Source organism: Paenibacillus sp. MAHUQ-63 (genome assembly GCF_028765165.1).
Taxonomy (GTDB): domain Bacteria; phylum Bacillota; class Bacilli; order Paenibacillales; family NBRC-103111; genus Paenibacillus_E.
Genome location: NZ_JARADB010000001.1, coordinates 1,328,303 through 1,340,504 on the forward strand (window position 1 = coordinate 1,328,303; position 12,202 = coordinate 1,340,504).

At 51.1% G+C, this 12,202-nt stretch carries 8 protein-coding genes and 1 riboswitch; of the genes, 3 read left to right on the forward strand and 5 right to left on the reverse strand.

Translation table 11 applies throughout. The annotated features are described in order from the left end of the window. Positions 1–68: 68 nt before the first annotated feature. Positions 69–941 (reverse strand): carbohydrate ABC transporter permease, encoded by an 873-nt coding sequence (locus tag PUT07_RS05840; RefSeq protein WP_274466887.1) that lies wholly within the window; start codon positions 939–941, stop codon positions 69–71. 14 nt (positions 942–955) lie between these two features. Beyond that, a complete protein-coding gene (locus PUT07_RS05845; RefSeq protein WP_274467479.1) occupies positions 956–1,888 on the reverse strand; it encodes an ABC transporter permease in 933 nt (310 codons plus the stop codon). Positions 1,889–2,107: 219 nt separating this feature from the next. On the opposite strand from PUT07_RS05845, the gene PUT07_RS05850 reads away from it, so the two are divergent. The 3 genes from PUT07_RS05850 to PUT07_RS05860 all read left to right on the forward strand — a co-directional run bounded on the left by PUT07_RS05850 (position 2,108) and on the right by PUT07_RS05860 (position 7,225). Then, entirely contained in the window at positions 2,108–3,913 is a 1,806-nt protein-coding gene (locus tag PUT07_RS05850; protein ID WP_274466888.1) for a cache domain-containing sensor histidine kinase, read from the forward strand. Continuing rightward, positions 3,900–5,459 carry a response regulator transcription factor gene (locus tag PUT07_RS05855; RefSeq protein ID WP_274466889.1) on the forward strand — a complete coding sequence of 520 codons (1,560 nt, stop codon included), beginning with the start codon at positions 3,900–3,902 and terminating at the stop codon, positions 5,457–5,459. Before PUT07_RS05850 ends, PUT07_RS05855 begins: the two co-directional genes overlap by 14 nt. A 191-nt stretch (positions 5,460–5,650) precedes the next feature. Beyond that, positions 5,651–7,225: a sensor histidine kinase gene (locus tag PUT07_RS05860; RefSeq protein WP_274466890.1), complete on the forward strand. Its 1,575-nt coding sequence runs from the start codon at positions 5,651–5,653 to the stop codon at positions 7,223–7,225. A gap of 999 nt (positions 7,226–8,224) precedes the next feature. On the opposite strand, the gene PUT07_RS05865 is transcribed toward PUT07_RS05860, so the two are convergent. From PUT07_RS05865 to PUT07_RS05875, 3 genes are all read right to left on the reverse strand, one after another. Continuing rightward, entirely contained in the window at positions 8,225–8,650 is a 426-nt protein-coding gene (locus PUT07_RS05865) for a MerR family transcriptional regulator (RefSeq protein WP_274466892.1), read from the reverse strand. Positions 8,651–8,758: 108 nt separating this feature from the next. Continuing rightward, positions 8,759–11,200 carry a bifunctional diguanylate cyclase/phosphodiesterase gene (locus tag PUT07_RS05870; protein WP_274466894.1) on the reverse strand — a complete coding sequence of 814 codons (2,442 nt, stop codon included), beginning with the start codon at positions 11,198–11,200 and terminating at the stop codon, positions 8,759–8,761. A 349-nt stretch (positions 11,201–11,549) separates the two neighbouring features. Further along, positions 11,550–11,873 carry a hypothetical protein gene (locus PUT07_RS05875; protein ID WP_274466896.1) on the reverse strand — a complete coding sequence of 108 codons (324 nt, stop codon included), beginning with the start codon at positions 11,871–11,873 and terminating at the stop codon, positions 11,550–11,552. A gap of 77 nt (positions 11,874–11,950) precedes the next feature. Further along, a riboswitch (cyclic di-GMP riboswitch) is annotated at positions 11,951–12,045 on the reverse strand. Positions 12,046–12,202: the final 157 nt, after the last annotated feature.

A 12,202-nucleotide genomic window follows, 5' to 3' on the forward strand; every position in this document is an offset into this window, starting at 1 on the left:
TTTTTCCCCCCAAGAGTATATTGTAAAAGTTTGAAATAAACTGAGATGCCTTCTTCAATAACGGTGAACTAACCTTTGACAGAGCCAAGCATAACGCCTTTCACAAAATACTTCTGCAGGAACGGATACACAAGCAGCATCGGCACCACCATCACCACGACGCCAACGGATTTCACCATCTCCGTCACAACCATCTGCTGTTCGCTTGGATTCAAGCTAGGCGAGTTCAACAAATCGTTCTTCTGCAGCATCGCTTGCACGATGACCGTCAGATTCTGCATTTCACTCTTGTTAATGTACATCAGAACACTCATGAAAGCATTCCAGTAATTAATGCCATAAAATAAAGCCAGCGTAGCCAGCATCGGCAGCGACAGCGGCAGGATCACCCGAATCAGCAGCCATGTATCGCTGCAGCCATCGATTCGTGCGGCCTCCTGCACTTCATGCGGGATGTTCTCGAAATAACTTTTCATCAAGAGCATGTTGTACGTGCTAATGAACCCTGTTAACCAAATGGACCAGTAAGAGTCGATGAGCGACAGGTTTTTGACGACCAGATAGGTGGGAATGAGCCCTCCTGAGAATAACATCGTAAATACCATTGCCATCACCAGATACCGGCGGGCGTACAAATATCCCCTCGACAACGGATAAGCGGCCAAAATTGTTCCCAGCATACTGATCACGACACCGATTACCGTAATGATAATGCTATTCTTGAATGCCTCAAGGGCGGGGCTGGCGATGAAAAATATTTTGTAAGCGGTCAGCTGCAAGCCCACCGGCCAGAGGAATACATGACCGGACTCAACCGAGGGACGGTCGCTTAGCGACAGCGCCACGATATGAATGAAGGGCAGCAAGCACGTTAAGGCAATCGCTGACAAGACGACATAGTTGGCAGCATAGAATACTTTTTCTCCCTGACTCGTTTTCATGTCGGTTCCTCCTGCTAGAATAAGGCTTGGTCGAATTTGCGGGCGATCCGGTTCGCGAGAAGCACGAGGCTGCAGCTGATGACCGATTCGAACAGTCCCATCGCAGTCGTAAGGCTGAATTGCGAGCTGCCCAGACCGATTTTGTAAATATAAGTGCTAATGACCTCGGATGAATCGGCAACGGCGCTGTTCTGCAGGTTATACACCTGATCGAAGCCCACTTCCATCACCCTGCCCATCGCCAGGATGAGCAGCAGAATGATGGTATGCCGGATACCGGGCAGTGTAATGTGCCAAATTTGCCGCCATTTGGAGGCGCCATCCATCCCCGCAGACTCGTACAGCGCCGGATCAATGGTCGTTAATGCCGCTAAGTAAATGATCGTGCTGAAGCCCATCTCTTTCCAAATGCCGGAGCCAATGAAAATGGCGATCCATGAATGCGATTCGTACAGGAACGTAACCGGTTCCATCCCAAACAATTTGAGCACCTTGTTGATCGAACCGTAATCGGTAGCGAACAAGGAGAGCACGATACCGGAGACAATAACCCAAGAGAAGAAGTGCGGTAAGTAGACGATCGTCTGTATCCACTTCTTGAAGCTCGCTTTTCTCACCTCGTTCAGCAATACCGCCAGCACGATCGGAACCGGGAAGCCGAAGATCAGATTCAGGAAGCTGAGCCAGAATGTGTTCCATATAATTTGCACGGTGTTGGAGCTGGAGAACAGCAGCTTGAAATATTTCAAGCCCACCCAAGGGCTGTGCAGAATGCCGTCTGCAAAATTATAGTTTTTGAAAGCGATCACAAGTCCGCCCATCGGCCAATATTTGAACAGAATATAGAAAGCGAAGACGGGGATCAGCATAATGAACAAAGGGATATTTTGTTTCAGCCGTCTGCTTCTCTTTAAAGAAGCGGAGTTCGGCAGTGGCACGGATGACATCGAGACAGGAGGTTCTTCTATCCGGCTGCTCATGATTGCTCACTCCTTTAATCAATTGGTATGTCACTTATCTTATCTTCTTCGACATTTAAAACCCTTAAAAAATTATAGAACATTCTATAAATTCGTTAGGTAATCGGTGGAAGCGATTTCTATCCCCTAAAAATATTGTATAATGACCTCATCAAGGCCAAACTACACACACCGGGGTATGAAACAATGAGCATTTGGCGGCAGCTGCTTATAGGCATGAATAGAAGCTTTCGGATCAGGCTGATTCTTAGTCTGTCCGCTATCATATTGCTGGCCTTCGGGATTACCGGCTATTTGACGTATCAATACAATTTGAAGCTGTTCGAAGAGGAGATCTCCAAGCAATTCTCCCGCACGAACGAAGAAGCTTTGGCCAAAATCGAAATGAAGGTCCAGGAGATCGTCCGCGTCTCGCAAACGGTCGTCTTCAATCCGCAGATCGAGATGTTAATCCGGCGAATCAATTCGCAAGAAGATGAGGACGCCTTCAATCTTTATTATGATAAGAAACAAATCGAAGAGCAGATCTTCCAGATCAAATCGGACGCGCCTTATATTACGGCCATGTATTTGTATGATTTGAACGGGAATCCATCTTATTTCAAATATACGACATCGGCCATCAACAATTTGGATGCTTCCACCTTTCTGAAGATCCAGACCAAGCTGAGCGACACCTACGGCAATTTGGTTTGGACGAGCATGCCGCTTCCGAGTTCGCTTGAGCCTAGCGGCTTCCGGCAGACGATTATTATTGCCAGGTATATGAAGAACAGCACGCTGAATACTTACGGCGTTCTAGTGATGGCCGTCGATGAATCCTTCTTCGCAGGCTCGCTCAAGGAGTTAACGAAAGACGGCACAGGCGAGGTCTATTTATTTAACGATAATAAAGAATTATTGTTTAGCAATGCCGTGCAAGGAACCTCCGAGAAAGCCGAAATGCTGAAGGATATGAACGAAACCCGCGTGATGGACGATCATCTCTACGTACAAGGCGAGTCCAAAGAGACCTCCTTCAAGCTCGTCAGCTCGACCTCGCTCTCGGACATTCAAGCGAAGAACAAGAATTTGTCCAAGCGTATCATCTATACCGGCTTAAGCAGCATTGCGCTGACGAGCCTGCTCATCGTGATCTTTACGGGCAAGCTGCTCCGGCCGCTGAAGGACTTGCTGCTTGGGCTCCGCAAAGTGCGGTCCGGCGATTTCGACACCCGGATAGAAATTCGCACCAAAGATGAGCTCGCGTATATCGCCGAAAGCTTCAATGCCATGGCGGAGCAGGTCGGCCGGCTTATCAAAGAAGTTTATTTAACCCAGTTAAGTGAGAGAGAGGCTGAGCTTAAAGCGCTTCAGGTACAGCTCAACCCCCATTTTCTGCATAACATGTTTAACGAGATTTATTGGAAGCTGTATTTGCAGGATGAAAAGGACACCGCCGCCTTAATTGCCGCCATATCGGAAATGCTCAAATATTCACTGATGCCGGTGCGGACGCTCACGACGGTCAGGGAAGAATTTCAGCAAATTCGCAATTATGTGAAGCTGCAAACCGAATTGTTCGAGCCCGAACTAGAAACGATCATTCAAGCCGATGAAGGGGCTCTGGACAGTGAAATGATGCGTTTCCTGCTCCAGCCTCTCGTAGAAAATGTATTCGTGCACGGCTTCCGAAATAAGGTGGGGCATAAAGTGCTGATTATCCGGGCACGCCAGCTTCAGGATCATCTGGAGATTGAAGTCACCGATAACGGCTGCGGGATGGATCAGGACGCAATCACGCTGCTGCTCGGACCGAAGGGCACCTCTCTGCCGCAGCGTTCGGACGGACGGGAAAGTCTTGGCGTACGCAGTGTCGTCCGACGGCTCGAGCTCGTGCACGGCCGGCCTTACCGGCTTGAGGTGGAGAGCGCAGTAGGCAGCGGAACGACGATGCGCCTTATACTGCCAATTACCGAAAGGAAGGAGCTGAGCGATCATGCTGAAGGGTAATGTAGTCATTGTGGAGGATCAGCCCAACTTCCGTAAAGGCTTGATCAAAATGTTCGAAGACGCGCAGCTCGGCTGGAACGTTATCGGCGAAGCCAGCAACGGCCAGGATGCGCTAGCGCTGGTGGATGAGGTGAAGCCGGATCTCGTGCTTACGGATATACGTATGCCTGTCATGGACGGTATCGAGTTCGTCACCCATTTGAGGAAGCATTATCCCGATCTGCTTGTCATTATTTTGACCGGCTACAAAAACTTTGAGTACGCCCAAGCGGCTGTCCGGCTCGGAGCGCTGGATCTGCTCATTAAGCCCTGTACGGAGCAAGATGTGAAGAACGTGATGAATAAAGCGTCCGAGCGCTTCTACGAAAAATTCGGACAGCGCAGGCAGCTTCTCGCTCAGCGCCACCTGCAGCAGGATCAAGAGCTGCGTGCCGCACTCCTGAACCTGCCCTCTTCTTACGAAGCGATGAAGGGCATGGATGAAGTGCTTGCCGGGAAATCGCTGTGGCTGCTGCAGCTGAACGGCGATGACTTGGCGGCCAAAAAGTATAGCGAAGCTGACCGGAGCTTGGTCCAATTCGCCTTCTCCAATATTGCCGAAGAATTGCTGAAGAGAGACGGCCTCGACGCCAGGCTCGTTCTAGTCGAGCATGACTGCTTCGTCGCCGTGGCCGCCGGAGAACAGGGAATGGACGACGCCTTGCAGCAGGCGCTGTCCGACGCATCCCGTCAGTATTTGAGCATTCGCGTGGATATTCAGAGCATGGGCGCCGCTCCCTCCTACAAGCAGTTAGCCCAGTGGTACAAACAATTCAAGCATGGCGAATCCCCGGGAGCAGGCTCTGCGCACTTGGATCCGGAAGCGGGCTCGGGCTCCGGGGTCACGCTGTCCCTGAATCAAGCCAAAGTCAATGAGTTGGAAATGCAGCTCATGTCGGCCATTCTGATTGGCGGAGAACCCGCCCTTGGTCAGCTGCTGCAGCAAGTATTGAAGGATCTGGCTCTGCAGCCTCCGGAAGAAATGAAAATCCAGGCATTAACGCTTTCCATTGCGATGCTGGGCACAATTCAGAAGGAATTTGAGCCTGAGGGACAGGAAACCGCAGCAATGGCGAGAATCCCGACCGACATGCCGCAAGCCCATTGGACGGCCTCGGATGTAACGCGCTGGGCGGACGGACAAGTGAAGCATTTCCTGAACCTGTTCCATAACTGGCAGGCGTCCAAAAGCGACAATGTCATCGAACGGGCGACAAGATACATTGAAGAGCATTATAGCGAGGAATGTCGATTAACGGACGTGGCAGCCCACCTTCATCTTAATCCGAGTTATTTCAGCGTCCTCTTCAAGAAAGCGACCGGCGAAAGCTTCACCCGCTTCGTAACGCGTCTGCGCATGGATAAGGCGGCTCTGCTGCTGCGCAATACCGACATGAAAATATTCGAAATTGCCTGCGCCATTGGCTTCGATGAGCCCAACTATTTCACCAACGTCTTTAAACAGCAATTCCAGATGTCTCCCAAAGAATATCGGAACCACCGGTAAAAGCGATATGCCTATTGGCGATCTATGATCGTTAATGGGCTTCTAGCTGCTGTGGCAACAAGCTAAAAAAAAACATCAAAATTTAACGATCACCGTGACATAAACCGACATTTATCTAAACCTTCATCGTTTATAATCTAGAATGGTTGCTATTTCGAGCTAATTTTATTAATGAGTCGGGAGTGTTACTGTTGGTCATCAAGGTTATCAAACATGTAGGTATCCCCTTCATATGCTGTTTGACGATAGTTTCATCCATCACCATGGACAAGGCGCCCAGTATGGCCGCCCTTCTATTACTCGGCTGCTCCTTCTACCTCAGCATTGTCTTCGAGCAGAAGATTCCCTATTCCTCCAAAATTCAGTTGGTGCTCCTTGCCCTTTTCCATTGGTCCAGCCATTTGAATTGGTGTTTGATTCTGTATTATGTATTAATCGGTTTCGCCATTCAGAACAGACTAACCTACGCGCATACCTTGCGGACCGCCCTCCTCTATATTTGCCTATATACGGTCATACGCCTACTCTACATGCCCTTTACATTCTACAATCTCACCGTCTCCGTCTACGACATCATGTGCTGCATTATTTTCGTACTCCTTGTTCAATATGTACTTCGTTCCGAATTAGAGAAGAAACGTTTGCGGAAAGAGAACGATTATTTAACCACGCATGATCCGCTGACAGGGCTGCTCAACTATGAAGGCTATGTGATGACCATCGAAAGCTTAATAATTAAGCGCTTAAATTTCGCTTTGGTTTTATTGGATTTCCAAGATTTCAAATCGGTGAACTACGAAAATATTCATAACGGGAATGAAACGTTAAACCAGATCTCGCTGCTGCTCGACAGCATGTTCGGCGATGCGCACGCCATGTCGCGCTATGCCGGCGACCGGTTCGCTATTATTTTGCCTGCCAAAGAGAACCTCATTGCATCTATTAGCGAGTCCCTGGGCTCCAGTATATTAGGCTTCCAGGTTACGTACAGCTTCGCTCAGTATCCGCTCGAGGCTTCGACGACGGAGGAGCTGATCTCACTGGCCGAGGAACGCATGTTCCAGAGCAAACGGGCCATATGGTTGAAGCGGGAGGAGCATTTGTTCCGTTCCGAGAAAATGAAGATGATCGGTGAGCTGGCGGCCGGCATGGCGCATGAGATTCGCAATCCCCTTACGACCATCAAGGGCTTCATGCAGATTGCGACCAAGAGCGAATACAATATCCGTCCCTGGTTCGATGTCATCATGAGCGAAATCCGCAGGATGAACGAGTTGACGGCGGAGTTCCTGCAATTCTCCAAACCTCATATCAGCAATATGAAGCCGGAATCGGTGTCCGATTGCATGGACCGCGTCTTGTCATTGGCTGAGTCTGACGCTTTATACCGGGGGCATACCATTATTTTTGAAGATACGAAGGAAGCGCTCTATATTTTCATTGACCGGGACAAAGTCGTACAGGTTCTCTTGAACCTCATCCAGAACGCCTTTGAGGCGATGCTTCAGCCCGGCAATGTTCACGTGCGCATAAAACAGGAGGACATGCTTGCGATCATTGAAATTGAGGATAGCGGTGGCGGTATCTCGGAGAGCGATATGGATAAAATCTTCAATCCATTCTATACGACCAAAGAAAACGGCACCGGTCTGGGCTTGTCCATCTGCCAGAAAATCGCCGTCGACCACGGCGGGTCGCTGGAGGTGAAGAGCGCGCCCGGCCTGGGCTCGGTCTTTAGCTTTAAGCTGCCGGTGGTGCAGGCTTAGAGCTGTGGCGTGGGGCGCGGGCGCGGGGCGCGGGCGCGGGGCGCGGGCGCGGGGCGCGGGCGCGGGCGGCTAACGGACACCGCGGCGCTTATTCGGCGAATTATCGCCGAATCGAGAATCTAACGGACACCAGTGACGCTATTTGGCCATTTGGAGCATGATTTTGCTCCAAAACCGGCAAATAAGCTCATCTGTGTCCATTAGATTCCGAACAAGCCGATTCGCCCGGCAATAGCGGCCTCCATGTCCGTTAGAACCGCGGCGGCAGCGAAGCCGGGTGCGGGTCTACGGCCTGGCGTAGGGCCGCACCACGCTAACGGACACCAGTGACGCTATTTGGCCATTTGGAGCATGATTTTGCTCCAAAACCGGCAAATAAGCTCATCTGTGTCCGTTAGATTCCGAACAGGCCGATTCGCCCGGCAATAGCGGCCTCCATGTCCGTTGGAACCGCGGCGGCGGCGAAGCCGGGTGCGGGTCTACGGCCTGGCGCAGGGCCGCCTCACGCTAACGGACACCGCAGCGCTTATTCGGCGAATTATCGCCGAATCGAGAATCTAACGGACACCAGTGACGCTATTTGGCCATTTGGAGCACGATTTTGCTCCAAAACCGGCAAATAAGCTCATCTGTGTCCGTTAGATTCCGAACAAGCCGATTCGCCCGGCAATAGCGGCCTCCATGTCCGTTAGAACCGCGGCGGCGGCGAAGCCGGGTGCGGGTCTACGGCCTAGCGCAGGGCCGCCCCCCGCTAACGGACACCGCAGCGCTTATTCGGCGAATTATCGCCGAATCGAGAATCTAACGGACACCGGTGACGCTATTTGGCCGTTTGGAGCACGATTTTGCTCCAAAACCGGCAAATAAGCTCATCTGTGTCCGTTAGATTCCGAACAAGCCGATTCGCCCGGCAATAGCGGCCTCTGTGTCCGTTAGAACCGAGGCGGCGCTTCGGTTCAACTAAAGAAAACCGTCAGGGAAGCCCACTGACGGTTTTCTTTAATCTGCCAAACTATCCAGCACAGCCTGCAAACGCTGGTAGCGAAGCTCCGTGGTCTTGCGGAATTCCGCAATTTTGGCAAGCTTCTGATCCATGAGCTCAAGCTGGTTCTGGACGATTTGCCGCATCTCCAGCAGCTCCTGTCTCTTCAGTGCTTTGTCTTCCGTTTGCAAATAGCCCTGGCGGTGCGCGTTAAGCTTCCTGCTTATGGCCACGAACTCCTGAATCTCTTGGAGCGAGAAGCCCAACACATCGCGGGCGTTCACAATTTGCTTCAATTGTTCAATGTGCTCGCGGGCATATAGACGGGTCCCGCCTTCGCTCCGTTCAGGTGCTTCAAGCAAGCCAAGCTCTTCATAATAACGAATCGTCCGCTTCGTCAACCCAACCTCTTTGGCGACGTCGTCGATCTTATATTTGGTCAAACCGTTCGCCCCCTAGCGAGAAATGCCCAAGCTTTCTCATCTATTGTAGCAGACCTGCGGACGACAATAAAATACAGCCCCTTGCGCTTCCCCCGCCATCACGCACGCTCAAGCCGGCGTAATAAAAACATCCTGCTCCCCGGCCTTGCAGGCGCGTGACATATAAAGCCGCTCGAACTGATCGGCAGGTACGGGAACAGCAAGCCAATAACCTTGGGCATACCGGCACCCGTGCTTTTTCAAATACGCCAATTGCTCGTCCGACTCCACACCTTCAGCTACCGCTTCCAGCTTCAAATTACCGGCAACCGCGATCGCCGCCTCAAGGAAAGAAGGATCAGGCTCCGGACCGGTGAGTCGATGTATGAACGATTTGTCAATCTTGATGGCATGAAACGGCAATTTGCGCAAATAACGGATGGAAGCGTGACCTGTGCCGAAATCGTCGATTGACAGCCTCACCCCCATCCCGGCAAGCGCCTCAAGCTTCTCCAGCATGCCTTCAGAATCGAAGCTCTGATTCTCTTTGATTTCGAGCTCCAGGTAATGAGGCTCCAGCCCGCTTCGCCGCAAAACATCGTGCACGGTCCCAACGAAGTGATCCTGTTCCAGCTGAATCGATGATAGGTTGACCGCAATCGGAATACGCTCCAAGCCAGCGTTATGCCAGATTTTCAATTGCCGAACGGCGGTCTGCAGCACCCAACCACCAATTTCGTTGATTTGCCGGGACTCCTCCGCCACAGGAATGAACTGCAGCGGTGAAACGCGGCCCAGCAGCTTGTTGTCCCACCTTAATAGTGCTTCTATACCCGCAATATCGCCCGTACGGAGATCGAACTTCGGCTGATACACGAGGCTGAACTCCTGTCCCACGAAGGCTTGGCTTAGCTGCCGTACGATCTCGGCGGATTGAGATAATCTTTGCTTAATATCCTGATTGAAAAATTGGTAATTGTTCCGCCCCTGCTCCTTAGCCGCGTACATGGCATAGTCAGCGCTGCGCAGCAGCTGCTCCGGCGATTCCCCGTCAGACGGGTACAAGGAGATGCCGATATTCGTCGATACGAAGATCTCGCCGCTGCCGATCCGCATGGGAGCTTCCAGCCGACCCACGATTTGTTGGACTTGCTTGGTCACAGCCTCCATCTCTCCCGTCGGTCCCACAGGCAGTAAAATGACAAATTCATCCCCGCTAAGCCTGGAAGTGGACCCTCCGGCCGGCAGGCCATTGGCAATCAGAGCCGAAAACTGCTGCAGAACCTGGTCGCCAGTCTGATGGCCCAAGGAATCGTTGATCCCTTTGAACCTGTAAATATCCAGGAACAGCACGGCCAAGCTCCGATGTTGACTTCTGGCTTGCTCCAAGCCGGCTTCGATGAGCTGATTAAACTGATTGCGGTTCGGAAGTCCCGTCAAATGATCATAATAAGCCAGCCGCTGAATGAGCTCCTCGGACTTTTTCCTTTCGGTCAGATCGCGCAAGTAGGCCGTGTATATCATTTCCCCCTCATTAACGAGGCTCGTTATAATAATCTCTACTGGAAACGGAGTCCTGTCGGCCCGGTAAGCCGTCACTTCAAAGCGTTTGCCGATGATCGTCTCGGCCAGCTGGGTCAGCTGCCTGTATAGAGAAGCGGCTTCCTCCCCGTCTTGGTCAATTAGAAAGAGCAAATCGAAAATCGTACGATGAATCGCCTCGCTGCGCGTATACCCGAAAATAGCTTCCGCCGCGGGATTAAATTCAATGATCCGGCCTTGCGATTTGAACATGAGGATACCGTCAATCGCCGACTCCAGAATCGATGCCTTGAGCGCAATCTGCTCCGCCAACCGCCGATCGGCCGACAAGGAGCTGATGAAGCTCACCGCGAAAATCAGAATCGTACCGAAGGCTACGTACATGGCCACTACAAAGAAATCCATGCTGGTTCCGTGCGCGCCGCCGGAATGATAGCCTTCCGGGAATGTCATGACAGCTGCAGACATCCCCATATAGTGCATCCCGGTAATGGCGACCGCCATAATGAAGCCGCTGAACGCAATGTTCTGGCTCCTCTTGAATAAGGCATGCAGCGAAGTTACAGCCGCCCATACGGCGATGAGAATCGACAAAGCGAGCTGCAGCGGATGATAGCTTATGCTGATCTGCTGCAAAGCGGCCATGCCGATATAATGCATCCCGCTGATCGCCAGCCCCATCGAAGTCCCGCCGATGATAAGCCTGGCGCGGGAATATGTGCCCAGGAACGTCACGGCAAATCCGATGAGCGTACCCGCGATCGCCACTGCAATAGAGGCGCTTACGATCCGGATATCGTAGGTCACCCCAGCAGGCAATTGATACGCCAGCATGGCGATGAAGTGCATCGACCATATACCCACACCCATAACGCCCGCACTGCAGATCAACCAGCTTGTCCGCTGCCATCCGTCGGTAGACAAAACTTTGCGCGCGAGGTTCAACGCCGTGAAGGAGGCGAGCAGCGCTATGCTGAACGAGAGGAGAACAAGGACGACATTATAGCTTTCCGTAATCGTATGATGCATAGACAAGCCTCATTTCGTTATTACTGTAAGGAGAATGTGATCTTCGCCGTATGCACGATCTCATTCAATTGATCACTATGCCCCTCGAGTTTGTCGGCCGGCTTCGATGTTCGGTGAATGACATGACCTGATCCTGTTCGTCGGTTCGTTAACTTACATGTTTCACATTGTCGGCTAATTGTACCGAGAGGACGGATATTGTGTGCGAGAGACTCTCTACAATCGACCTCACGGTTTGCTGAAGCTTCAGATTCTGCTGATCTTCGAATAGCGCCGCAGCTTTTCGGTTGGCCATAATTTGATAGATCAAGGCCCCAATAAAACAAGATGACGAAAATCAAGTGAATCGCTACCATCGAGAAAGCGTACTTCCCGGAGAGCCACACACCAGTTCAGGAAATAACACGAATCCCGCGAGATGTTGAACGGCAATAAGAATGGCCAGGACCATGAAAATTGAAAAATGATACTCAAATATCCCCTTGCCTCCGGCGATGATCGACATGCTGCACATGGTTAGCGAAAGCGTATGAATCATCGGAATCCAGGCATTCACCGCGTGCAGACGGGACAATATCAAGCCGATAATGACGAGCAGGATCGGGATGGCGATAAAGAAATCAAGCAGCATGGAAGCGTCAGTTATGACTTCGTGCTGCATAAGCTCTTTCAAACAAAAGCCCCCCTGGATGGATTATCCAATGGTTAATAAAGAAAAGACCACCCCGAATACAGGATGGTCTCTCCCTACCCGGTAACCTGTCAACCATAGCATACAGTGAAATGGTATGCCTTAGGCCACGGCTTTGCGTCTCATTGTTTCCAATGATTTGCCTTTATCAATCTGGTAGTATCTAATTGTTTCCGTCTTCATACAGTCTGTTCTTATTATAGTTCGCAAAAAAATTAACTGTACATAGCAATAATTGCTGCATGGTGTCGAATTCAATAAAATTCCGATAAGAATTGCATAATTTTTACTTATCAGACTTAACTTGTGGT

What these genes read in the sequence shown, in the direction of transcription:
- PUT07_RS05840 (WP_274466887.1), bottom strand. Translation starts at nt 941, where the DNA reads ATGAAAACGAGTCAGGGAGAAAAAGTATTCTATGCTGCCAACTATGTC.
- PUT07_RS05845 (WP_274467479.1), bottom strand. Translation starts at nt 1,888, where the DNA reads ATGTCATCCGTGCCACTGCCGAACTCCGCTTCTTTAAAGAGAAGCAGA.
- PUT07_RS05850 (WP_274466888.1), top strand. Translation starts at nt 2,108, where the DNA reads ATGAGCATTTGGCGGCAGCTGCTTATAGGCATGAATAGAAGCTTTCGG.
- PUT07_RS05855 (WP_274466889.1), top strand. Translation starts at nt 3,900, where the DNA reads ATGCTGAAGGGTAATGTAGTCATTGTGGAGGATCAGCCCAACTTCCGT.
- PUT07_RS05870 (WP_274466894.1), bottom strand. Translation starts at nt 11,200, where the DNA reads ATGCATCATACGATTACGGAAAGCTATAATGTCGTCCTTGTTCTCCTC.